The organism is Commensalibacter papalotli (ex Servin-Garciduenas et al. 2014), from assembly GCF_000527695.1.
Lineage (GTDB): Bacteria > Pseudomonadota > Alphaproteobacteria > Acetobacterales > Acetobacteraceae > Commensalibacter > Commensalibacter papalotli.
In genome coordinates this window covers 1-26196 of the sequence record NZ_ATSX01000008.1, presented here as the reverse complement: position 1 = coordinate 26196, position 26196 = coordinate 1, and the positions used below count along the sequence as shown (strand labels likewise).

The window sequence follows — 26196 nt, the reverse complement described above, 5'->3', positions numbered from 1 at the left end:
ACACATCTTAAAGTTGTAAATCAGATGCCTCTTAGCATCACTTAAAAGTGTATTACCTTTAAAACAATTATCATTATTAATTTGCATCTAAGAAATCTTGTTGATAGAATTTATTCTTTATAACATTAATGATGAACAGTATTTATGATAGAACTTTTTGAAATTATTGGTATAGGTTTAATTACGCTTTTACCTTTGGCTAACCCATTAACGGCTGTTGCTTTGTTTTTAAGTTTATCTGAAGATATGAACAAAAAAACACGTGACCACCAAGCCTTGATGGCATCAATATATGTTTTTACAATTATGATTGTGACTTGGTATGCTGGTCAAGTGGTAATGAGCACTTTTGGTATATCGGTTCCTGGGCTACGTATTGCAGGTGGCTTAATTGTTGTATTTATCGGATTTCAGATGCTTTTTCCCGTTCGTAAAGTTCACGATGCACTTGAGGTGCGTGAAAAGACATCAGAAATGCAAAAAGAACCAGACACGGATATCGCCTTTGTGCCATTGGCAATGCCTGGTACTGCTGGACCTGGAACAATAGCGATTATTATTAGTAGTGCATCCGCAGTTCATCAGGGAACAATACATGTTTCACAATGGGTTATTATTGTTGCACCTATTCTCGTTTTTATATTAATTAGCATTTTACTTTGGGTTTCTTTGCGTAGTTCAGCTGTAATCATGCGTTTTATAGGAAATAGTGGCGTCCAAGCAATTTCTCGATTAATGGGGTTTTTACTGGTATGTATGGGCATACAATTTGTAATTAACGGGTCTTTGGATGTTGCTGCTAGTATACATTAAGTGAATATGTTTCGTTCACATTATTTTTATTTGACAAAAATCTCTTAATTTGTATTTCTCATCTAGAAATGAATTTAGTATGGGTTTTTGTCAATGTTTAAGAAAAGTAAGTATCAGTTATCCTTTATTATAGGGATTGGTACTTTTCTGCTTTTTCCTTTTTATAGTGATGCAAATGCTCAACGTACATTACAGCTTAAAAAAAGTGAAACGCTCAGACCTATAGCAAATAAACCTTCTGATGCAGATCCAGCTAAAGAGTTATTCTTTAGTGGGGTTAATCAATATTTAGACCAATATGGTATTAAGTTAGGGTTGAATTGGGTTACAGAGACTGCTGGTGTTGTCAGTGGTGGCAAACGTAAAGGTGCTGACTTTACTCAACAAATTGCATTTTCTTTAGACATAGATTGGGAAAAATTAGTAGGTTGGAAGGGATTTTCAACCCATGCGATTATTATGAATCGTTCGGGTCGGAATGCCAGTGCCGATTATGTTGGAGATTCTCAAATACAAGCCCAAGAAGTTTATGGTGGCGGTTATGCGCGCTTGTTGCATATGTATGATTTATACGCCGAACAAAAACTTTGGCATGATAATATTGATATAAAAATTGGTCGGATGAGTGTTGGTGATGATTATGCCCATAGTGCGATTGCTTGCCAGTTTATGTTGTTAACAACTTGTGGTCATCCTCGAAGCACACAATCTCAGCAAGGTTTCTCTGATTGGCCAGGTGCTGTATGGGGGGGGCGTATTTTATACAAAATAACAACTCAGGCTTATATACAAGTAGGGGCGTATCAAAGTACTCCTTGGCCTCAAGGGGGAAGAACGGGTTGGGATTGGGGAACCTCACAAACTACAGGGGCTTTTGTACCAGTTGAATTGGGTTATAATCCTGATATTGGTAAGGATAATCTTCTTGGTCATATTCATGTGGGTACAGGCATTGACAGTAGTCGTTTTGAGACTTGGTCTTCTCAAGTAACAGGATCTGGAAAAAAGGATAATCGCTTTCAATTTTGGATTCAGGCTGATCAAATGGTTTACCGTAACGATCCTATTGATGATCATGGCTTATTTGTTATCGCGAATTATGGTCATGACGCAGCAACAACATCTTCATTTAAAGATTTCTATAATATTGGGTTGTTGGATCGTGGTTTTTGGAAGGCACGTTCTTATGATCAATTTGGGCTGATGTTAACATATTATACGGTTCCACGAGGTTTAAGTCGCGCACAACAATACCAAATTAATAATGGTCAGGTTACTGGAGCGAATGGAATTTTTAATGGTTTATTAAATGGTGCGCCAGGGGTTCAGACCAACAGCTTATTATTTGAAGCTAACTATGGTATTGCAGCCTATAGAGGAGTTATGTTGATGCCGATTTTCGAGTATTTTCATAATGTAGCCGCGACTAGAAGTACTTATAAAGACGCTGTGCTTTTTGGTTTGAAAACAAACGTTACTTTTTAGAGAAACTATTGTATAAACTATTTTAATTAATTCGTTAAATTATATAGCATCTTGAAATCTAGTGCGATCATATCGAATGAAACAATGGTATTTGACAAAGTGATTAAAAAAATAATTTTATCAGGATTTACTCTTTTATTACTAGGAGGGTGCAATCCAGAGATGGGTCGTCTTCCGTTTGAAAGTGATGTTGGATGCTTACGCAAAGAGTTGTCATCCGATACTCACCCATCTTTTCAGATAGCGGCTAATTATTGCCAACAAGATGATCATGGTGTGCCTTTACCTTTAAAACTCAAAGGTGCCCTTGATTTACAAATGCAGGCTGAAAAAACAAATATTGCCTATACAAATTGATTATTAAAAATCATTATATATAGAAAATAAGTTTTACACTAATTGTATAGGCTTTGATTAAAAAATTAGAGATATGAAAACTCTGGAAATAAAAGGCTTGGAAAGTCCAAAAATATATGTATTATCTGATCCAAGCTAATAAAAGCAGTTATTTTTTTATATAGGGTAAAATGGTGCCGACACTCGGAATTGAACCGAGGACCTACTGATTACGAATCAGTTGCTCTACCCCTGAGCTATGTCGGCGTGTGCATTGTGCTTTTTTATATAGGAGCTGAGCATAGACTGCAAGAGTGATAAAATAATTTTCTAAAGTTTATTTTTATTTTATCACCATGTTCGTGTTTGCTTATATATTATAAAGTATATCATGAAGTGGTATTACAGACAGGTTGCTATTTAATAAGGCTATTGAATATTTTATTTCATTAAGAGAGATTGTTGTTGGAGAGTAAAGAATTAAACGAAGCAATAAGCATCGTTGATCAGGCAATAGAGTGCCCATCTTGTGGATTGGTACAAAAATACCCAGAGATAAAGCATGGTGAGTTGATTGCATGTCAACGGTGTGGTCTAGAGCTGTTTCGTCATCCAGTCAGTAAGCAATGGGCGGTTCCTTTTGCTTTTTCTCTATCATCACTGATTTTATATGTGATGATGGTATCTTTTCCTTTGCTTTCAGTGAATATATATGGACGTACTAACTCATTAGGTATTCTTGATGGTAGTATAGAATTTATGCACCAAGATCTGGGAATTGTTGGATTATTAATAGCATTAGTGGTAGTGGTATTTCCAATTATAACCATTAGTTTAATGTTAACTATTTTACATTTCTCGCGGTTGAAAAAATTACCTTCTTTTTTCCCTAAGCTTTTGCAATGGTATAAATTACTACGTCCATGGTCAATGATTGAGGTCTATATTTTAGGGATTTTTGTTGCCTATACCAAATTGGTGGGAATGGCATATGTTGAGATTGATTATGCATTATATTCTATGGTGTTATTAATGATTTCGATGGGTATTACAGATGCTTGCACTGATTTTGCTGGTTTGTGGGGACGTTGCGCTATCAAAGAAACGATGATTTTCCATTATAAGCAAGTAGATATAGCGCCGCATCATTTTGATCAACTGCCCGAAAATAATCATTTAGCGTCTTGTGAATGTTGTAGTCTTGTTTTTGCTACGAATACTGTGATTGCTGAAGAGGGACAAATCGGCGTTTGTCCAAGATGTGGAAAGAAAATTCACAAACGTAAAACCAATAGTCTTAATCGATCGTTGGCATTATTATTTGCAGCTTTTATTTTTTATATACCTGCAAATTTATACCCTATCATGAGCATGACGATGATGGGTAAGACCAGTAATCATCGGATTTTTGGTGGTGTTGTTGAATTATGGCAAAGTCAGATGGTGCCTTTAGCTTTATTGGTATTTGTCGCCAGTATCGCAGTTCCTGTTTTAAAGATATCTGGAATAGGGGTAATGATTGGTGCCAGTTTAATGCGATCCAAAAAATGGCTGACGATGAGGTCTAAACTATTCCGCGTTATTACTTTTATCGGCAGATGGTCAATGATTGATGTTTTTATGATTTCCATTTTGATAGCATTAATTCATTTTGATGCATTGGCAACAGTACATGCGCATGTTGGTATTTTAATGTTTGCAGCAGTCGTTGTGATTACGATATTTGCAGCAGATGTATTTGATCCTCGATTAATGTGGGATTATGCTGGAATGAATAGTTCCGAAAATGATCAAAAAAGTAAAAATTAGAAAATGAATCATCCTATATTCATTATCTTATAAACATTAAGTAAATAGAAATATGTCTCAAAATAATAATCAGGCTCCTTTGGCTACTTCTCGTAAAATCAAATTTTCTTTGGTTTGGGTTGTTCCTATTATCGTTGCTATCTTAGCAATTTACCTGGGTTGGAAAGCTATTTCCAATGCGGGTCCAACGATTACGATTTCTTTTGAAACAGCAGACGGAATTGTTAGTGGCCAAACACAGGTCAAAAGTAAATCTGTTGTTCTTGGTACAGTTAAAAGTGTTTCGTTAAGTAAAGATATGCGCCATGTGGATGTTCAGATTGCTATGACTGGCAGGGCATCTTCTGTGATTACTGATAAAGCGCGTTTTTGGGTCGTAAGGCCTCGATTTAATGGTGCAAGTATTTCTGGTTTAGAAACGTTAATTAGTGGTGCGTATATTGCATTTGATCCAGGTAATTATAAATCAGGGAAAAAACAACGTTATTTTGTTGGTTTAGAATCTCCCCCTGGTGTGAGATCTGGTCAACCTGGAACAACTTATGTGCTAGCGACAGATAATTTAGGATCTTTGGGCGAAGGTGCTCCAGTTTTTTATCGTGACATTGTAGTAGGCGAAGTCCTGAACTATGATATGCCTGCTGGTGGTATAGGACCAATTTTATTACATATTTTCGTAAAGAAGCCATATGATAGTTATTTGCACCATACGAGTGCTTTTTGGAATGTGTCTGGTATTAAATTAGGTTTTGGTGCGACAGGATTGAATGTTCAGTTACAATCTATGCAGGCGTTAATGTCTGGAGGGATTGCTTTTGACGAGCTTGATCGTCCTTTAATTGCCGCTGGAAAAGAATCTAGAAAAGAAGAACTTATTCCAGCGGATACACAATTTATTTTATATTCTGACCAAGAAGCTGCGGAAAATTCACGTTATCATGACAACGTTCCGCTTGTGACTTATGTAACTTCTTCGGTTAAAGGATTATCAAAAGGCAGCCGTGTAACCTTGTTTGGTTTGCAAATTGGCACCGTAAAGGATGTTTCATTAATTATTGATGCTAAGGCAAAACAAACACGCGCAAAAATTACAATGGATATTCAACCGAACCGTGTATTTACCTTTCAAAAGAAATATGACGCTGCGACTTTGGCTTTGATTACGAAATCGTTGATTGCTAATGGAATGAAGGCAACCGTTGCAAGTGATAATTTCTTATTTGGCAGCTCTTTAATTGCGTTAAATTTTGTTGATATGAAAAAACCAATTGCGCCCCAAACAGAGGGGAATACTTTGGTTATCCCAAGTCAAGCTGGTGGTATGGATGGTATAATGGCGTCTATGTCCACGGTTGCGTCTAAGATTGCGGCAATGCCATTGGATCAAATGGGAGAGAATATAAATAATTTATTGGCACATACAGATGATAAGCTTAATAGCCCAGATGTTGCGAAAACATTGAAAGCAATGCGTCAAACAATGCAGAATATGAGTGATCTGAGTAAGAAACTTAATCAAGGAGCAACACCGTTAATGAAACAATTGCCTGAGATGAGTCGTCAGTTAGATCAAACTCTGAAGAATGCAAATAAGCTCTTGGCCAGCTATGGTGGGGATACAGATTTTAATCGTAATTTGCAAAGCATGATCGTACAGCTCAGTGAAACTGCTAGATCTTTACGCTTCTTGAGCGACTTTATGACTCAGCACCCATCAGCCCTTATAACAGGACGTAAATAATGAAATATTTTAGTAAGAAAAACATATTATCACGCCGCCACCTTTTGAAAACTGTTATGGGTGGATCAGTTTTAGCCGTTTCTGGCAGCCTGTTAACAGCATGTAGTAACTCAGGACCAACTTATTATACGTTATCATCTGTACCAGGAAGATCGTATAGTGCAAATCCTTCTATTATAGAGGTAAGAACACCATCTTTGGCAGGATTCTTCGATAAAGATCGGATTGTTTCAGAGATTAGTAATAATAAACTGACAATATCTTCTTCTGACGCGTGGGCAGATAATATTACCAATATGATTGGTCGGGTGATGATGTTGGATCTGGCCCAACGCTTGCCTAATGCACGTGTTTTCTTGCAAAATCAAGCAACACAAACAACACCACAAGCTTATGTAGAAATGGATATTTCTAGATTTAATCAAGATGCGAGTGGTAAAGCTGTAGTAACTGCAGATTTGGTGATTCGATCTGATGGGGATAAACCTGCTCGATTTAATCGTCTATTAACATTAGAAAAAGTTCCAGCAGATAGTAGCACCCAAGCACTTGTCGTTGCATTAAGTCAGATACTTGGCGAAATTGCGGATACTGCGGCTGCAAATTTGATGAATATATCGTTACGATAAGTAAAATATTAATCTACATTCAATAAGATGTTTAAAAAAAAGGAAGCTAATAAGGCTTCCTTTTTTATGAATTGTTAATTTTTGTCAATGATGATCAGAGTTAGAATGCTAAGTATAAAAATATTTCAGGAATCGCCTTTATTGTTTTAAAAGTAATGTCCATAGCTGATTTTACATGGTTTGCCATTCATTCAGTAACATCAGAGTAGATATATTTCTTATTACCTTATAGATCTCTTTTTTGGAGATAATAGAATATTCTATTTTTTATTTTCTTTTTGATATTGCTCCCAAATATCAATCATAATATCTGCAAATTGTAAGGCAGTTAACGGAGGTTTTTCGTTAACTGTATATTTAACGGTTGGGCGTTTTAATAAACGTAAAATGCTGTTTTTAGCTTGTCTATATATAGACAGTGTAACGTAATAGATAATAAAAATTGGAATAAGGAGTATAAGTAAAGGGTTATCTTCTTTTTCAAAATATTTTCCATATGGAAAACGATTGACAATATATTCTCTTGGTAAATTTATAACGTCTGAACTATAAAAGATTAAGAAATCAGCGTCCTCACCAGAAACACTATTTTTTCCACTATTAATAATCATATTTGGGTAAAAAGTATCACCTTTATCACAGCATTCATCTATAATTACTTTATAAATTTTATACTACAAATTTTCTTTTATATTCATAGTTATGTTATGACTTTAATAAGGTAAAAGGATCACATTCAACATTGTTTCCCATATCTGCTTGATATTTTTTCCAGATTTCAATCATTATGTCTGCAAATTGTTGCGCCGTAATGGGTTCTTTTTCTTCTACTTTAAAGTAATTACTAAATAATTTATTTAATAATCTAGTTAATCCACGCATTATTAATATAAAACCTGTAAAAGGCGTTTCTTGAAAAAAATATAAATTGTATAGAAAATATTTTTTTACATATTCATTAGGTAATTGAATAGCTTTTGCACACTCATATATTAAAGACTCTGCGTAGATTCCATAAAAATCAAGATTTAGATTTGGGTCAAAATTTTGTGTTTCGTTACTACTTTCTTTATAAATAGTATCATAAATAATTTTACGTATTCTTTGTGATTGATTATTCATCATTAAAATAACCTAAATCAAAAATAATTTGATCTAAATTAAAATTTAGTTCTGTTTTCGTGGGAATTAAAAAATATTTTCATTTGAAGAAAAAAAAATTTGAAGAATGAATATTCATGTTATAAATCCCAACACAACGGTAAACATGTGATTTGAAATTGGCACGATTATCGGGACGGGGTGAAGGTCGAATTTCATTTCGTCCATCATGCAATGGATAAAAAAAACAATACAATCTATTTGTATTATTCAGACTGCTAATGATAATTCATTTTATAGTCAAAACGTCAAGATATTTATTCATTAATTATAGAATTTACCAAATAAATCTGAATGAGTGCCTGTGGATTCAAAATGCACTGTAATTTCATCTGAACAATAATAAATCAATAACTAGTCTGGCTCTATATGTAATTCTCTATGAGGTTTCCATATACCTTTTAAGGGGTGGTCTTTTAACGCTAAAGGCAATGATAAATCATTAACGATAAGCTCTATTACCGCTTTCATCTTTTGCATATTTCTTCCGCGTTTTTCGCACTTCCGAATATCTTTTTTAAATAAATTCGAAAATTTAATATGACGCACCCTTAGATACCTAGCTGTTTATATAAATCATTGATATCTTTTGCTGTATGTAAATCTTCTCCACGTTCTGACTTACGCATTGATTCAAGTGTTAGTGCATTAGGCTCTCTATTTTTAGAAACATATTCTCGCATTAATTCTCTAATGACTTGAGCTGCTGGTCGATCATTACGAGCTGCAACAGCTTTAAAATTCTCCTTAATTCTGCTTCAACTTTAAATGTCATAACATCTGTCTTCATAGACTAGCTCCTTTACATCATAAAAATATTACAGATTTCTTTAATTATCGATTATTTGTAGATATTATCGAAAATTCAGATTATGGTTAAACTTACCCACAAAAATGTGGATAAGTTTTATTTTTATTATAATCTGACACCTATACTGAACATAGCGATCCATCCTTCTGGAGGAAGACCTGCGGTTGTAAGCGCGTGAGTTGCAGAAGCATTCCAGAAGATAGTGCCTGCTGTTTTACGGATACCTAATCCTGCACCGACGAGGTTGCCGCCTTTTTCGGTTTTAGGCATATCAGCATAGGTAAAAACACCTCTCGTCATGCCTACATCAAAGATTCCGTAAAGTTCAGTGCCTTTAATTAATTGATTACAAAAAATTTGATAAGCATCACAATGCATTTCATTAGTAGGTAAAGACCATGAAAGGTCATTACGCATATAAACCCCAGCATTTCCCATCATGGTTTGTTTTAAGAACCCTCTAACGGTATAAGGACCCCCAATTTGCATTTGTTCATTACCATATTGGTTCTTGCTCGCATATTCCCCATGAATAGAGGTATGCCACATAAAATCTTGAGCAATGGGTTGGTAACCATCGATATCGAGAGAGGGTTTGACATATTGAGTATGAGGATTATAGGTTCCTTGATTGTACGTCCATGTTTCTGTGCCCATAGCCCCACCAAGTCCGATTTTCATACCAAGACTTGCATACCATGCACCCCCCCAAATACGCATCGATTCACTGGCATTTAGGTTTAACGAAGAAAGTCTAGCGCTTTGTGTTCCAATGCGGGAATGCTCAATATAGCTATCAAAGGATTTTAATTCATAGGTTGCTTGTAAAGTTGTCACCCCAATTGAGTTTCGTGCAACAACGCGTGAAGCACCGATATGAAAATCTTTATTAGTTGAATCAAAACGTCCACGCCCTTGCCAAGCATAATCAACATGATAAAAATCGTCATATCGATACCATCCACCAAAGAATGTCCATGGCCCAAGAGGGATAGACCCTTCTGCGGTAAAGAAGGAGTTATGTCGATCGCTTTGACGATTATTTAAAGAATGGTCATATTCAACAGACCACATATCTAATAATCCAAACAAATCTTCAGCAGTTAAAATCGTTCTACCAATGGTTCTTCCAGAATAGCTTTGACCGTTATTATCTGTCGAAACTTGTCCGTGTAAAATGCCTGGATTATTGGCATTGATATTAACGATAGAGGTTCCTGGTTCATCTCCTGGAGCAATCTTCATTGATGCACTCCAATCAGGAAGGCGGTTCATCTGATCAATCCCTTGTTCCAAATCTTTCAGATTAAGTATGCCTCCTTTAACCCACGGAAAGGCCATGGTCTCATGGTTGCTTTGTGATATTCCATGGAATTGAAACCCTTGGACTTTCCCTCCAATAACGACAATATGTAACGTGCCTTGTTTTAGATCTTGTTGAGGTAGGTAGGCTCTTGTTGTGACAAAGCCTTTGTCGATATAAGCTTTATTGATTTTATTTAAGATAGAATTCATATCCCCAAGGCTCATACATTTATTTTGCCATGGTTTAGTAATATTTTGAATGGTTGATGAGGAGATGTTATTTGCATTTACCACTTCAATGGATTGAATGGTCACACAATGTTCAGTTTGAGCATCATTATGCCTATTTTGATTGATCTGAACATTACTAGATGGAGGGGGAAGTCCCTCCATAAGTTGTTGCCGTTCTTTATGCTGTAAATATTGCTGATATTGATTAAAGCTTTGAGGGGAAACGGGGGGAGGCGTAGTTTGAGCTTCTGCATGTTCTCCTATAAAAGGGAAACATACAGTTGCAACAAGAACAGACCGAAAAAAAGATGCTTTTAAATTCATTGTCGTTATTTGAAACAAATAATAGGATTAAGGCGCTTTTTTATTGATAAGATCATTCATAGCGGTAAACACATTATGAAGGTCTTCAATATTAAAATTAATCGTTACGGTTGTTTTATTAACGCGATGAATAATTAATTGCGCTGTTTTATTCGTTTCTAAAGATTTTTGTAAGGCACTATTGATTGGTTGAGAAGCAATACAACCATTCGCTGTACAAGTAATCCAAGGTAAATCAGTCTTACCAGCATGTTCAATTGAGATTGTAACAGGTTGCTGTAAAGAAAATCCAAGTGGTGTAACAACAGTAAATTGAACAGGGTTAACCTTGCTTGGATTTTGATTATCTCTGATTTTTTCTAATAATAAAGAGGCAACAGGGGTTTGTTTATTATCTTTTCCTGTAACCATAAGGCTTTGCTGAGCGATACATCCTTGAGATGTATTTTTTTGCTTGCTTTGCTCATTATTTGGATAAGCGCAATGAAGCTGCCAAGAGCCTACTTGTTGATTAACAGTAATAGGCGAGGATGTTTCTTTACTATTATTTGTTGTGGTTTTATTTGTTTTTTCTTGAGCAAAAGCTGGAGCGTTACTCGCAGCAAAAACAAAAATAAAGGCACCGGATAATAGTAATTTTTTCATTGGAAATCCTAACAGATTTTGTTTCATGATATGTGATTAAAGCTAGAGCTACTTTGTAATAAATAAATTATCAAGACAAAAAACATTGTGAAATCATGATTTCACATGGCGTGATTTAATTACAATAAATCATAATTTTCAATAAATTAGTCGAATAGTAATTGTTGTTGATATAGCCCTTTGTTATACCGTAACGGCTATAATAAATTATTCGTAGTTAAATGATAAAGCAATTTCATTTAACACAGTTGGTACTAGGTTGTTCGCATGTCTAAGAAGAAATTTTCCTCTATTTATTTTAATAAATCTGTTGTTTATAAACGGGTTAAAGGGTTTATGGCAGCTAGTTTATTTTTGGCAGGCAATTTAGTATCAACATTGCCAGTAATGGCGGCACCTAAACCATCAGCTAGTATCGTTGTGGATACAGCTCCACCTGTCAATCAGCGCCCGACGGTCGATATAACGCATAATGGGATTGATCAAATTAATATTGTGCATCCTAATGATGCGGGTGTTTCTCATAATAAATTCAACCAATATAACGTCAATGAACAAGGACAAATTCTTAATAACTCACCGACGATTACCAATACAAAATTAGCAGGGCAAATTACAGGTAACCCTCATTTAAAAGATGGTAAAACTGCGCATACAATTATTAATGAAGTGACAGGATACTCTCCGACGAAGTTATTAGGATATAATGAAGTTGCAGGGAAACAAGCAGCGGTTATCATTGCTAATCCTAATGGGATTACTTGTGCTGGATGTGGGTTTATTAATACGAGTAGAGCATCTTTGGCGACGGGTAAACCTAACCTAGACGCAAATGGGAATTTACAGTCCATTACGGTCAGTGGTGGTGAAGTTGGTTTTGATGGTGCAGGGGGGAATTTTGCAGAGGTTCCTGTTCTTGATATTATTAGTCGTAAAGTTCGTATTAATGCCCCTGTTAATGGACAGGATATTCAGGTTGTTGCAGGTCGTAATACATATGATTATGCCAATAGAACGGCAACACCACTTTCTTCGGATGGTAGTCAAGCGCCAGAATTTGCAATTGAAACCTCTACTTTAGGAGGAATGACTGGCAATCATATTCAAATGCTCGTGAATGAAAAAGGGGCTGGTGTTCGCGTTGATGGTCGTATGGCCTCTACTGCGGGGGATATGCAGTTAACAGCAGATGGAAAATTGGTTGTTAGTGGAGAGCTTGCTGCGCAAAACAATTTGAAAGCCACGGTGACAACTGTTGAAAATACAGGAACAATTGGAGCAACGAATACAGTCTCTTTGCAAGCCAGTTCGTTAAGGAATACAGGTAAAATTGTTGCTAATGGTGGGCAAGAAAGTAATATCACGCTTGATAATGAACTTGATAACTCAGGATCTATTACTGCTCAGTCAGCATTAAAGTTAAAAGCTACAAAAATCAATAATCAGCAAGCAGGTAATGTTAGCGCTCAAAATGATTTAACGTTAGATGGACAAAATCTTACCAATAATGGGGAGATTTCCTCTGCAACAGGAACAATAAAAGCCACAATTAACGGTGATATTTCCAATAATAATGGAAAAATTGCAGCTAATAATAGTATCGATCTTGATTCAACAGGAGATATGAGCAATCAGTCGGGTCAGATTGTTAGTAACCAAGCGGCTTCTATTCATATTAAAGCAAATAATTTCAACAATCAAAATGGGTTAATTCAAACCAATACGGGTATTATTAATTTAGAGCCTAATAGCTTGAATAATAATGCAGGATCAATTGTTACGACCAATGCTAATATTACGATTAATGCTTCAGAATATATTTTAAATAATAATAACGCTCAGATAGGTTCTAAAGGCGCTGGGGATATTAGTCTTATTACGCAAAATAATTTGCAAAATAATAATAGTAAGATTTCAACAAAATCTGGAAGTATTTATATTCACTCTAATAAGTTAACAAATAATTCTGGGACTATTTTGGCTGGGATAGTTAATGATCAAGTAGGTGTAACACTTCGTAGTGGAGATATTGAAAATAGTGGTGGTGTTATTCAAGCGACAGATGGTGTCATTGATGCGCATATAGGTAGTTATACGGATACGAATGCTGGATTAGTTTATGCTGGTAAAAATTTAACAATTGCAGCAACTGATGATGTATCTATTGCTCATGCAATTCAAAGTCAGCAAGATTTATCTGTATCTGCTGCGTCTTTGACATTAAGCAATGCAGATGCCTCTTTAAGTAGTTTATCTGGTAATAGCGTTATTACTGTTACTAATGCGCTTATAAATGCAGGAAGTATTTTTATTAATAAAGATTTCCTTTCTATAACAGCAGGATCCATACAGAATAGTGGAAATATTAGTATAAAAAAACCTGCTTCTGACACGGATACTAAACGTGAAATCTCAAACACAGAGACTACACAAAAAGAAGGTTTAAATATTGAGGCGAAAAATGGCGATATTGAGAATCGTGCAGGCAGTATTACAACCAAAGATGATGCAATAGAGTTAGTTGCGTCTGGTAATATTGATAACAGTTCAGGTCAGATTGGATCTCAAGGAGCTGGCAATGTTACGCTTCAAGGGAATGATATTAATAGTCAAGATGGATTAATTAGAACAGCTACTGGAAATATCTCTTTAACAACTAAATTTTTAGATAATAGTAATTCTGGAATTATTTTAACGACATCTGGGAATGTTGAGGTTACTGCTAAAGGTCAAGGGATTAACAATAATTCTGGTCAAATTGGTACACAACAAAGTGGTAATATTACCATTGCAGCAGAAAACGGAGATATTAATAATAGTCAAGGCCAATTTGTAACGCCTTCTGGTTTATTAACCATTACCACGAATACTATTAATAACAGTAATTCAGGTCAGATTGGCTCTAATAATGGAAATGTTAGGATTACCTCTGGTCGTTTATCGAATAGTTCTGGGGTTATTATTGCTGGAGCGGACAATAACGTTGGTAATTTAGTCTTACGTAGTGGTGATGTAGATAATAGTTATGGCACGATTCAATCGACGAATGGTTTTGTTGACGCTCATATAGGGAATTATACGGATACAGGTAATGGTGTCATTTATGCGGGCAACACTTTAAGCCTTGACGCATCTGGATACATGTCAGTTGCTGGTGCTATACAAAGTCAAAACCAGTTCACGCTTAGTGCAAATAGCTTAAATCTTACCAATAAAAATGCTTTGGTTGGTAGTTTAAATGGCAATGGATCTCTCACGACAGTGAATGATCTTATCAATAATGGAAATATTTCTTTTTCTAAAGGTAGTTTAGCTTTAGACACAGGATCTTTTGGAAACTATGGATCCATTGATGTTGGTGTGGGTGGATTTAACTTTAATGTTAAAGGTAATTTTTCTAATAAAAATGGTTCATTAATCACAGATGCAAGTGATGTCACAATTACTGCGAAAGGCACTGTTGATAATACAAATGGTCAAATTGGTGTAAAAACCAATGGTAATGTAACGATTAACAGTCAAGATCTTTGGAATGAAGGTGGATTAATTCGCACGACTACAGGGGCGATTATTTTAAATGTAAATACACTCGATAACCAAAATGGATCAATTTTAATTACTACAGGTAAGTTTGCTAATGATGAAGATGAGAAGCGTGCTCAAGGTGCTCATTTGCAAATTAATGCTTCCCAAAATATTAATAATACAGCTGGTAAGATTGCTATACAAGAGAGTGGTAATATTGGAATTACTGCTAAAAATGGTAATGTTTATAACGAAGCAATTGGAGATAGTTTTGGACAGATTGTAACACCAGTAGGTTTCGTTCATATCGTAGGAGAGAATTTAAATAATAATGGCGGACAAATTGGTGCCTTAACTGCAGGGGATATTAGGCTTTCTTTGCAATCCAGTTTAATCAATACGAACGGAAAAATTATTACACCATCAGGCACCATTGTAATTGATAACGATAATTTTTCGAATATGTATGCGGATATTAGTAATACGAGTGGTATTATTAAAGCGACAGATGGTGTCATTGATGCGCATATAGGTGGTTATACGGATACGAATGCTGGATTAGTTTATGCTGGTAAAAATTTAACAATTGTAGCAACTGGTGATGTATCTATTGCTCATGCAATTCAAAGTCAGCAAGATTTATCTGTATCTGCTGCGTCTTTGACATTAAGCAATGCAGATGCCTCTTTAAGTAGTTTATCTGGTAATAGCGTTATTACTGTTACTAATGCGCTTATAAATGCAGGAAGTATTTTTATTAATAAAGATTTACTTTCTATAATAGCAGGATCCATACATAATAGTGGACAAATTAGTATTAAAAAACTTACTTCTGCAACGGATACTAAACGTGATATCTCCAACGCAGAGACTGTAAAGAAAAACGGTTTAAATATTGAAGCAAAAAATGGTGATATTGATAATCGTTCTGGACATATTATAACTTCAGATAGCGCAATAGATCTTTATGCATCTGGTACTATTGATAATAGTAATGCGGGTCAGGTTGGCTCTCAAGAAAGCAATAGTATTACGCTTCGTAGTCAAATTTTAAATAATCAAAATGGTTTAATTAGAACCAATAATGGTAATCTTACTTTAACTATTGGATCATTAGATAACAGTAATTCAGGGGCCATTCTAACCACTACGGGAAATATTCTGGTCGATGCATCACAGGAAGTTGTTAATACTTTAGGTAAAATTGGTGTAGAAAAACAAGGTAATGTCACCGTTAATGCAAAAACAGGTGATCTGAATAATACTCAAGGAAAAATTTTAACAACTGCTGGGTTGTTAGATGTTGATGTGTATAATTTATATAATAACTCTTCTGGTCAAATTGGCTCTAAGAATGGTGCTGTTGATATTATCTTTAAACATTTGGTTAATAATTCAGGTGTGATTTTAGCTGAAAAAAATGGCATTTTGGATGACAGTAATGTTATTGAAGATAATTGGGGTAGCGTAACACTTCATGGTGGAGATGTTGATAATAGTAATGGAACTATTCAAGCAACAGGTGGCTTTGTTCTGGCTAATATTTCGAATTATACAGATACAAGCAGTGGTGTGTTATATGCGGGTAAAAATTTAACACTGAGTGCTTCTGGAGATGTGTCTATTGCAAACGCTATTCAAAGTCAGGGTAATACCGTTTTATCTGCTAACCAGTTAATCCTTACTAATAAAGAAGCTTCTGTTAGTAGTTTACAGGGAGATGTAAGTCTTAATAATATCAATGACATTATTAATAATGGTAGTATTTACGCATCGCTTGGCAGTTTAAATATTCTACAAGGTGGCATTTTAGAAAATTCAGGAGCTGTATATGGAAAACAGCTTGTTAAACTTGATTTAACTCAGTCTATAAAAAATAACGGTGTCATTGTTGATAGTAAGTTAGATAATGGATTAATTCAATCAGATGGAAATGTACTGTTAACAGCTCGATCTCTAGAGAATACAGGTTTTATTCAGAGCATAGAAGGGTATATTACATTAGCAATTTCTGGAGATATTTATAATCAATCATTAGCTGACTCTTCTGGTGTAATTAAATCTGGAAGAACAGATAAAGATGGATATGGACAATATATCACGATTACAGCTGATAATTTACAAAATACGAGTGGCCAAATCTTAAGTGATACTGATTTAACACTTAATATACAAAATACATTGACAAATGGGGGATATTTACAGGCGAATAAGGCTGCGATCTTATTGACACCTAACCTAAAGAATAATGGGGGAGTCATTTTAGCTTTAGGCGGTAATTTATCTATTGGATCTTCAGAAAAACCGACAGTTACAGCCGCTATTGATAATAGTAATGGTAAGATCCAAGCCAATGGAAATATTATAATTAATGGCTCCTCTTATAAAAGTTCAGAGCAGTCTTTTTTAACTGCACAACAACAGTTACAGGCTAATTTCACAGGCGATGTTGTCAATAATGGTCAAATGGTTGCGGGTTCAGAGTTAACATTTACAGCAAATTCATTATCAAATGGCACGTTAGGGCTCATCTATAGTGAAATAAGAAATGTTAGTTTAACCGTTTTAGGTCAGAGTGGTATTTCTAATTTTGGAAATATTCGAGCTGCTGGAACGAATACTCAATTATTAATGAATACGTCTAGTTTGGCAAATCAAGGTACTATTCTAGCTGCAAATAGTGCCACATTAACAGTTAACCAAGAATTGAATAATCAGCGTGATCAAAATGGTTTTGGTAAAATTATTACTCAAGCTGGGGATTTAACAATTAATGCCCCTACAATCCTTAATGCTGGGGTGATTATTACTCCCAATAATTTAACCATCACAACGCAGACGATGAATAATACAGGGTATGTATCTGCAGATGATTTATTAACTGTTAATGCTAGTAACTCCATTGTCAGTCAAGCTGCATCTTCTGGTCTGAGTTATGATAATCAGACACTTGTTTCGGGCTCCTTCGTTGGTGGAACTGTAGATTTATCGTCTCAAGATATTCAAAGTCAGAATGGATGGATACAAGGTAAAAATGCTGTAACCTTAACGGCAAATACGATTGAGAATACTCAACAAAGTGTTCTGTTAAGCACAAATGGAGATGTTACCTTACAAGGTATTGGTTCGACCGAAAATAATATTCTTCCAGTTGCTTCTGTGACGAATAAAGACAGTAATATTCAGGCTTATAATCGTCTTTGGATTGCGACCAAAAATCTGGATAATACGAATGGTGTTTTAACCAGTGAAAGCGGGAATATTCGTTTAGATCAAGGCTCTTCGGGTTCTGCTCTACAATCTTTTAGCAATGCAGGTGGCACGCTTCAATCTTCTCAAGATTTAACATTAAATTTTAGTCAGTTAGATAGCGCTGAAGGAAGTAAAATTTTAGCTGGAGGACTATTATCCTTAACGATTTGTTCAGACTTTACCAATAATGGTACCTTATGGGGAGGAAAAGGACTAGCATTAACTGTTTCTTCCCTAACAAATAGCGCAAATAATGTCATTGGTGCCGATCATGGTAATGTAACGATTCATGCTCAAAATGGAAATGTTACAAATTATGGAATTATTAAAAATCTAGATTCAGATTCAGGCAACCTTATTATTCAAGCCCAAAATCTTATGAATGATAATGGATCTATTCTTTCAAACTCTAATATTGATTTGCAACTTTTCCAAAATCTAACCAATCAAAATAATGGTGAGATTACTGCTTATAGTAAAGGAAACATTCTTTTTACAGGAAGCAGTTTTAATAATTCATATTTAATGCTTGCGGGTGGAACGATTACAGGAACTATTTCTGGAGATATCAATAATAATGCTAATGGATATATTTATGGAGAAAATGGGTTAACGCTTACTTCCACTTCACAAATCACCAATAACTCAAGCGGACAAATTGGAACAGGAGCTGGGAATTTATCCTTAACGGCGAAAACATTGTCTTTTGCTCAAGGTGGACAGATTATTTCTAGTGGTGGAAAAATATCTTTAAATGCTTCTTCTGGTATGAGCAACTATGGTTGGTTACAAGGGATGGGAGATATTCAAATAACGACCCCAACTCTTGATAATTCCAATGGTACGATTGTGAGTATGCAGGGTGGAATGACCATTCAAAAAGATCAAAATGGGAATGGATTAACATCATTAAATAACAATAATGGAACCCTTCAATCCACGAAGGATTTAACGATCTATACAAATGAATTACAAAACCAAAATGGTAAAATTCTTACATATGATGCCCTAGAAAATGGAAATCTTGGAGATGTTACTCTATTTACGAATGCACAAAGTGGCGCATTAACAACGCTTGATTTATCGAATAGTGGGATTATTCAATCTTCAAAAGATATTAATTTAGCCGCACAAAGTTCTGCTTTATCTTCTACAGGAACAATTATAGCCAACCAAACATTGAATGCTGTTCTTGAAGGGGATTTTACTACTCAAAATATGTTCTTTTCTTCTTCGGGGATAAATAAAGATGCTGGTGTTAATTTTACAGTGCATGGAAATTATACGATTAATGAAGATGAAGGAATTGCCTCTCGTGGAAATTTAATCGTTACTGCTGATAATATCACTAATAATGGTGCTTTGATAGCATTGAATACGATGACTATTAAGACAGATAATTTGATCAATAATGTAACAGCTTCATTATCAAGTAGCAATGACATGAATATCATTGCTACTGGGGGTATTAATAATCAAGGGATTATACAATCAGCTCAAGGCTCAATGACAATTGTAGCTACTGGTGATGTGTATAACATAGGAGGGCTAATTCGTACTCAAAGTGCCCATCGTGATATTAGCCTGACTGCGAATAGCTTTACCAATAAATATTCTGGAACGTTGAAGCCAGAAACAGTAGATACAACCAAAACTTATGATACTGCAGTTAATGCTGACGGTCAACCTTATGCAGGAATGACAAATAAAGAGTTCATAGATACATATGCTGAAGCTTTTCCACCTACACTTGGCAGTCATGATAGAAATGAATATTTTTATGCAAGTGATGTAAAAATCCTTCAAATTAATGTTCCTGATGGGATGTATACAGCTAATGGCAAACCTGGTTTTGGATATTTTTATATTTATTTATCTCATGGGAGTAATAATTCATCTGCACGTGTAGAGGTTACTACAACAGGAACAAGAGACGTTTTACAAGGGGCTTCTGCGATTATTTCTGCAGGTGGAAATTTAACCATTACTACCCCTAAAACAGGCGGTAAGATTATAAATGATGTCAGTCATATTGAGGCTGGTGATAATATGACTTTACATGGGGAATCTTTAGATAACCACGGTTTGGAAAGTAGTTTAACGTTTACAGTCGCCTGTTTTAATAAAGATTTGTGTCGTCAACTCAATCCAAAAGACACGAGTGATTGGGCCACTCCTGGGTTTAATGCTCATAAGGTTATTGGTGGTGGAGATAGCCGTCGATATGCTTGGGGGTCTACAGCGGTTAATAATGGATTAGGATCAACGATTGTTGCAGGCGAAGATCTGAACGGTGATTTTTCTGGAGAAGTGAATAATACAACGATTATTAAAAATGCTTCTCCAGATGATTTTGCAACGGATAATCGCTCTCCTTCATCAGGAACTTATGGTGAGACTACTGGTGGTGATCAAGGTAAAGATGGGTTAACGGGCCCTGGAAATGGTGATTTAAGCAGTAGTAGTTCTGGTTTAAAAACAGTTGATGGAAAAGATAATACATTAGGATATGGTGGGGTTATAGCACCACAAGGTGTTGATCCTGGACTACATGTCACTTTACCAGGTTTTAAAGGATCAGGCTCTACAAGTATTAATGATATTTTATCCTCTTTAACGGGTGGACAAGCACTTTTTAGGCCCAATCCTAATGTTAATGGCGGCAATTCAAGTCTTAATGGCGTAACGAGTGGAGGGATTACTGGTGGAGGTTCCAATACAGGCACTGGTAGTTCGGGAGGAGCATCTAATGTTAGCAATAACACCACTGTTGGCATCGATGGCTCTCCATCCGTTCATTCACCGACTAATTCTGGAGATGTTGTCAGTCAAAATAATCCAACGAATACAGTAACAGGTACAGAGGTTACTGTCCAAAATCCAGTTCAATCAGAAAATATTAATACCTCCTCAGTAAGCTCAAATTCCAATTATTTAATTGAAACACGTCCCCAATATACCTCTGTGAATGAGTTTTATGGCTCACAATATCTATTAAATCGCTTAGATATTAATGGATCTTACATGTTCCTTGGGGATGCTGGGTTTGATACTCAGTATATTCAACAGCAATATATTCAAGCGACAGGGCAAAGTTATCCTGGAGGAACCTATATGACGGCTTCTGATGCGATGAAGACGTTGTTGAATAATGCGAGCACTGAATCTGGTAAACTTGGGTTACAATTTGGTTCAGCTTTAACTTCGGAACAGCAAGCAGCATTGGACGAAGATATTGTATGGTATGTTCCTCAAGTGGTTGATGGGCAAACGGTTTTGGTGCCTCAATTATATTTATCACCTAAAACAGATGTGTTGGCTGGTGCTGCAATTAAAGGGAAAAACGTTAATATTACAGCAGGTTCCATTGCAAATTCAGGGTTGATGGAAGGCACAAATTCGATTGCATTAACGGCTACGAATGGGGATATCAGTAATATTGGTGGAACGATTAAAGGGGGGAATATCTCTTTAAATGCTCAAAATGGATCTGTGATTAATTCGGATACCGTCAATAATTACTTGGTCAATGGTGGTGCGGGATCTTACTTAGGTTCCCAGGGACAAATTCTTGCATCTGGCACGCTTGGTATTCAAGCGAGCGATAGTATTGCGACCCATGGAGGCACAATTCAGTCGGGCTCTGATTTGGCGATGAAAGCAGGAACGATTAATATTGGTTCCATAGAGTTAAATGCAGCAGCATCCAGCGTAACCCATGCGTCTGACGGCACCTTATCTTTTGTGGGCAATCAAACCAAGAATTATGGAACAACAATTACCGCTGGTGGAAATGCATCCTTGCAATCTACTTCTGGGGATTTAACATTATCTGGCAGCACCTTGAATGCTACAGGCAACGTCTCTTTATCTTCTGCGGGTAATATTGGTCTGAACGCCGTCACAGATAGTGGCCTTGATGATGTCAAAGGACATAAATCAGGTGCTTTTAACTCCAGCTCTTTTGAAAATAAATATGCTTATACGAACGAGGTTGGTACTAAGATTACGTCTGGAGGACAACTAAATGCGACAGCGCAAAATGATATCAGTATTTCTGGTGGATTAACGGCCAAGAATGATGTGAATGTTGTTGCGAAAGAGGGTTCAATTACTGAAAATGCATTAACGTCTACATCAGACAGCTATGATTATCATCATACCAAGAGAACTGGGTTCTTTGGCAATGAAACGGGATTAAGCGCGCAAGTCGGCACGAAGAAAGTAACGGATAAGAATTCTTCCAGTTCGGTTACGCATACAGGCAGTGTAATTACCTCAACCGAGGGCAGTGTGAATATGAGTGCGAATAAAGATATTAATATCAACGGTTCCAATATCTTGACCAAACAAGACATTAACCTGTCAGGTGATAATGTAAACTTTAATACCGTCCAAGACAGCATAAACAGTGATGTATATAAAAAACAAAGTTTCACAGGGCTAAATGTTGGTGCCTCTGGATTAGTTACGGATACATCTAAGGCCGGATTTAATATTACGAATGCAACGGATACACAAGGTCAAGCTTTTGCTACGGCAAGTGGGGCGTATCCTTTAATACAAACAGGCTTAGGTGAAGCAGGTGTTTTAGGGAAAGGCTCTTTAACGAACGTCAATAGTAATTTAATTGGTGTTTCTGCTTCAGTTGGGCATTCTTCTAACAAATCAGATACAAAAGTTGTAACGACTAAGGATGTTGGATCGACGGTTGCAGCTGGTGGAAAAGTAAATGTGACAGCGAAAAATGATATTAATGCGACGGCTTCGAATATCAGTGGGAATGATGTGATCTTTAATGCAGGTGGAGACGTTAACCTGAATGCGGGTTACAAAACCAGTGACAGTGAAAAGACCTCATCTCAAAATAGCTTTGGTGTAGGTGCCAGTGCGTCTATTGGAATAAAAGGAACGCCACAGGCCAGCGTAACAGGCAACTTTAATATTACTGATGGAAATTCTACGTCTTCTAGCAAAACAGCAATCGACACTGTTGTGAATGGCACGAATTCTGTTACGATTAATAATAAGAACGGCAGCCTGAACCTCAATGGTGCGCAAATCACCAACAAGAATGCTGACGGCACGGCCAGCGATGGATCAGTTACAATTAATACAGGTAATTTAAACATTACTACCCCACAAAACACATCGAAATATGACAGCACAACGGTCAGTGGTGGGTTAAATGCCTCTGTTCCTATCGTGGGGGATAATTATACGAATATTCAACCTAATGTTGGCTATACTGGTATTCATAATGATTATAAATCAACAGAAGCAACCATGTCTGGCATTTATGCGGGCAAAGGGGGCTTGGATGTGAATGTGTCTGGGACAACAACCATGACAGGGGGTGCGATTACCAGTGCGGCGGATGCGGACAAAAACCAAATCACCACGGGTAATTTAGTTGTCAATTCATTGGATAATAAAGATCAATGGAGCGGCCTGAATGCCAGTGGCAATATGTCTTTTGGTGTTGATTATGGTTTAGGTGATAAAAAACCATCTGAATCCAAACAAACAGTCTTAGCACCAGGGTCTATATTAGGAACAGCCGGTATTCCAGCACTGACATCGAATTCGGTTTCTCATGATCGAACCTCAACCACAGAATCAGCGATTGGGGATAATATCACGATTAATACGGGCTCTACCACGGGAACATTGTCACGCGATCCAGACAAAGCCAATGGGCATATTGATTCAACCTTTAATGCTGGACAAATCAACAGTGATTTGAGTACACAAAAAACGGTTGGACAGTTAATGGGAAATTATACCAATATGGCGGTTGAAGCGACCGGGCAAAGCGATAATTTCAAAGCTGGCAGTATTGGTAAAGCAGGTCTGGATATGGCCATTGGTGCTGGCACGGCTGCTATGGGTGGGGGTAATATTGGTGCCACGGTTGCGGGTGCTGCGGCAGGGGATGCGATGAATAGCGTCGCAAGCGACCTCGCCCAATCCGCCGCCGATGCCTTGTTCCCTCAGGATAAAACGTTAAAACAGGATCATAAAAAGGGAGTCGAACAAAATGCAGAAGTAGAAACTGATGCTAAAAAACAAAACCCTTTTAATAAGCAAGATCAAGCAATTTTTATTAAAAATAATAAAGTTCCAGTGCAAGATGCAACCACTGACGGAAACAAAATTGTGAATAGTCTAGTGCAAGGATTGTTGACGGGTGGCGCTGGTGCTGCGGCTGGTATAATTACTGGTAACAGTGGGAATATTGGCGTTGATACGGTGAATGGTGCAGCCAGCGCTATGGGGCAATCTCGCCCTAAAGTCGATGATCCTGACGTTACTGCTGCGCAGGCTGCACAAAAACCAATCAGAGATAAAAACTATGCAGATGCGGTTAAACAAGCCCAAAATGACTATCAAAATTATACTCGTGATAATCCTTTGTTAAGTTCACCTGAAGTGCAAATGATTGGGAATTCTGGTTTAACTACAAAACCTTCTGGAACGGGTAATACACAGCAACAAAATGTAGGTTCACTTATTAAATTACCAGCGGTAAGTTCTATCACCCCTAAAGAAGTAACTTCCCCATTAGTTAATAGTCCGTTACAATCTGTTGTTAAATTACCAGAAATTATACAAGGGCAAAGTTTAGGAGGTGGGCTATAAAATGTTAAATCGAATAGGACAATTAATAGCGGTATTAGGCATATGTTTCATGATAAGTGGATGTGCTATTTACAATAGCGAATATTACATTCCCGTTGAGAATCAAGCAGGGGATGCACAGCCTTTATCAAAGAATGATGTTATTCGTGTAGCGATAACCCATAATTATTTGGATATCCCTCCTCCTCAACAACCAGGTTGGATGAATTGGGGATATTTTATTGCGGCAAAAAGAGAAACAGAGAAACGTTTACAAAATTTAAATTATGATGTTATAGATGTAGGAGATAATTCTAAGAACGATGGTCATCCAACGGTGATTGCATTGGTTGATTCATCGCCGATAGAGGGTTCTGCAACAACAGAAACACATACATGGGATGCTCCTGTATTTACGGACGATATGGGACGAACAACCTTATCAGAAAAACAAGGGGTAACCATTACTCATAAAGCTTATTATTATAAAGTCAAATTGGTTAGGCCTGAAGGAAAAGATAATCCTCTTTTTACATGTCTAAGCAGTCGAGATAATATGGGGGGTTGTATAGCCCCTGCAAATCCAAGTGGTTATAAAACGATTTATTATAGTTATGCTACCATATCAACAGATAATGTTAATTATATTACAAATGTTGATCATTTAGTAACTGCAGTATTTTATAATTACCCGAATATGATGGGTAAGAAATGGGTATATTTTACAAATACGGGCTATACTCCTCTTTATGCAACCGATCCCAATGCGCCCAAACCAACAGATAAGAAATAAAAAACTATGACAAGGATAGATATTTTATCTATCCTTTTTTGTTTCTGACGGGAATAAGATTGTGAATAGTGTCGTGCAAGGCTTATTAACGGGCGGAGCGGGTGCTGGTGTTGGAGCGATGACGTCTAGTGGTAGGGAATACGACGGTTGATGCGGTGAACTCTACGACCAGCGCAATGGCACAGTCTCGTCCTGAAGTAAAAGATCCTGATGTAGTTGCAGCTGAAGCTGTACAAAAACCAATTAGAGAACAGAATTTAGCAAATGCAACAAAATCTGTGATGAATGTTGTGAATAGTCAAAATACGTATTCTAACGAAGGTAAGTTTATGACTGCTCTGTATAATTCTTTAAATCCTGATCCAAGTAAAGCACTAACAAAACCGCTTACTACTGAACAAGTTAGTAAAGTTAATAATGTGCTTGCACATCAAGGGGAGTATAAAAATGCTAAAGGAGAGACTGATAATACAGCTTTTGCAAATGCTTTAAATAATGCATTTCGTAATGTGTCTAAGTAATTATGATCAGATAAGGTGGGTATAATGAAGCTTTTGAGAAAATTAGTCTTTGGTTTTAGTTTGTGTTTAATGACGAGTGGATGTAGCTCTATTTATAATAACGAATATTATATTCCTGTTAATAATCAGACAGGGGATGCAAAAGCTTTATCAAAAAATGATATTATTCGTGTTGTAATTACGCATAATTATTT

Annotated in this window: 15 protein-coding genes, 1 tRNA gene and 1 pseudogene; 9 read left to right on the top strand and 8 right to left on the bottom strand. The window is 36.4% G+C overall.

Translation table 11 applies throughout. The features are described from left to right. The first annotated feature begins 144 nt into the window (after nt 1-144). The 3 genes from COMX_RS10375 to COMX_RS10365 all read left to right on the top strand — a co-directional run bounded on the left by COMX_RS10375 (nt 145) and on the right by COMX_RS10365 (nt 2655). Complete coding sequence (locus COMX_RS10375) at nt 145-813, top strand: MarC family NAAT transporter (protein ID WP_034341085.1); 669 nt, start codon at nt 145-147, stop codon at nt 811-813. A 93-nt stretch (nt 814-906) separates the two neighbouring features. After that, complete coding sequence (locus tag COMX_RS10370; RefSeq protein WP_034341082.1) at nt 907-2298, top strand: carbohydrate porin; 1392 nt, start codon at nt 907-909, stop codon at nt 2296-2298. Between the two features lie 99 nt (nt 2299-2397). Then, a complete protein-coding gene (locus tag COMX_RS10365) occupies nt 2398-2655 on the top strand; it encodes a hypothetical protein (protein WP_034341094.1) in 258 nt (85 codons plus the stop codon). A 171-nt stretch (nt 2656-2826) separates the two neighbouring features. Here the strand turns inward: COMX_RS10365 and COMX_RS10360 are convergent. Then, nucleotides 2827-2901, bottom strand: a tRNA-Thr gene (locus COMX_RS10360). A 198-nt stretch (nt 2902-3099) separates the two neighbouring features. On the opposite strand from COMX_RS10360, the gene COMX_RS10355 reads away from it, so the two are divergent. From COMX_RS10355 to COMX_RS10345, 3 genes are read left to right on the top strand one after another with little or no spacing between them, the layout of a single operon-like run. Next, on the top strand, nt 3100-4443 hold the full coding sequence (locus tag COMX_RS10355) for a paraquat-inducible protein A (protein ID WP_161631870.1): 1344 nt from the start codon (nt 3100-3102) through the stop codon (nt 4441-4443). Nucleotides 4444-4495: 52 nt separating this feature from the next. Continuing rightward, nucleotides 4496-6184, top strand: a complete 1689-nt coding sequence (locus COMX_RS10350; protein WP_034341080.1) for a PqiB family protein — start codon at nt 4496-4498, stop codon at nt 6182-6184. Beyond that, complete coding sequence (locus tag COMX_RS10345) at nt 6184-6813, top strand: PqiC family protein (RefSeq protein WP_034341077.1); 630 nt, start codon at nt 6184-6186, stop codon at nt 6811-6813. The genes COMX_RS10350 and COMX_RS10345 overlap by 1 nt, the downstream gene beginning before the upstream one ends. A 260-nt stretch (nt 6814-7073) precedes the next feature. On the opposite strand, the gene COMX_RS10340 is transcribed toward COMX_RS10345, so the two are convergent. The 7 genes and pseudogenes from COMX_RS10340 to COMX_RS10315 all read right to left on the bottom strand — a co-directional run bounded on the left by COMX_RS10340 (nt 7074) and on the right by COMX_RS10315 (nt 11290). Next, nucleotides 7074-7424, bottom strand: a complete 351-nt coding sequence (locus tag COMX_RS10340; RefSeq protein ID WP_034341075.1) for a hypothetical protein — start codon at nt 7422-7424, stop codon at nt 7074-7076. Between the two features lie 94 nt (nt 7425-7518). Continuing rightward, a complete protein-coding gene (locus COMX_RS10335) occupies nt 7519-7938 on the bottom strand; it encodes a hypothetical protein (protein WP_034341072.1) in 420 nt (139 codons plus the stop codon). A 390-nt stretch (nt 7939-8328) separates the two neighbouring features. After that, entirely contained in the window at nt 8329-8523 is a 195-nt protein-coding gene (locus COMX_RS10330; RefSeq protein ID WP_200867645.1) for a type II toxin-antitoxin system RelE/ParE family toxin, read from the bottom strand. Between the two features lie 2 nt (nt 8524-8525). Then, nucleotides 8526-8657: a hypothetical protein gene (locus COMX_RS11400; RefSeq protein WP_255343294.1), complete on the bottom strand. Its 132-nt coding sequence runs from the start codon at nt 8655-8657 to the stop codon at nt 8526-8528. Nucleotides 8658-8678: 21 nt separating this feature from the next. Next, nucleotides 8679-8726, bottom strand: a pseudogene (locus tag COMX_RS11465) (hypothetical protein); the annotation flags it as partial. A gap of 164 nt (nt 8727-8890) precedes the next feature. After that, entirely contained in the window at nt 8891-10645 is a 1755-nt protein-coding gene (locus COMX_RS10320; RefSeq protein ID WP_034341069.1) for a ShlB/FhaC/HecB family hemolysin secretion/activation protein, read from the bottom strand. 27 nt (nt 10646-10672) lie between these two features. Continuing rightward, on the bottom strand, nt 10673-11290 hold the full coding sequence (locus COMX_RS10315) for an invasion associated locus B family protein (RefSeq protein WP_034341066.1): 618 nt from the start codon (nt 11288-11290) through the stop codon (nt 10673-10675). Nucleotides 11291-11557: 267 nt separating this feature from the next. Between COMX_RS10315 and COMX_RS10310 the strand changes: the two genes are divergently transcribed. The 3 genes from COMX_RS10310 to COMX_RS10300 all read left to right on the top strand — a co-directional run bounded on the left by COMX_RS10310 (nt 11558) and on the right by COMX_RS10300 (nt 26002). Next, nucleotides 11558-24709, top strand: coding sequence for a hemagglutinin repeat-containing protein (locus COMX_RS10310; protein ID WP_034341063.1), 13152 nt, complete (start codon nt 11558-11560; stop codon nt 24707-24709). 49 nt (nt 24710-24758) lie between these two features. Continuing rightward, the gene (locus COMX_RS10305; protein WP_034341060.1) at nt 24759-25481 is read left to right on the top strand and encodes a hypothetical protein; all 723 of its coding nucleotides are present in this window, start codon (nt 24759-24761) and stop codon (nt 25479-25481) included. Nucleotides 25482-25609: 128 nt separating this feature from the next. Further along, nucleotides 25610-26002, top strand: coding sequence for a hypothetical protein (locus tag COMX_RS10300; RefSeq protein ID WP_034341056.1), 393 nt, complete (start codon nt 25610-25612; stop codon nt 26000-26002). Nucleotides 26003-26196: the final 194 nt, after the last annotated feature.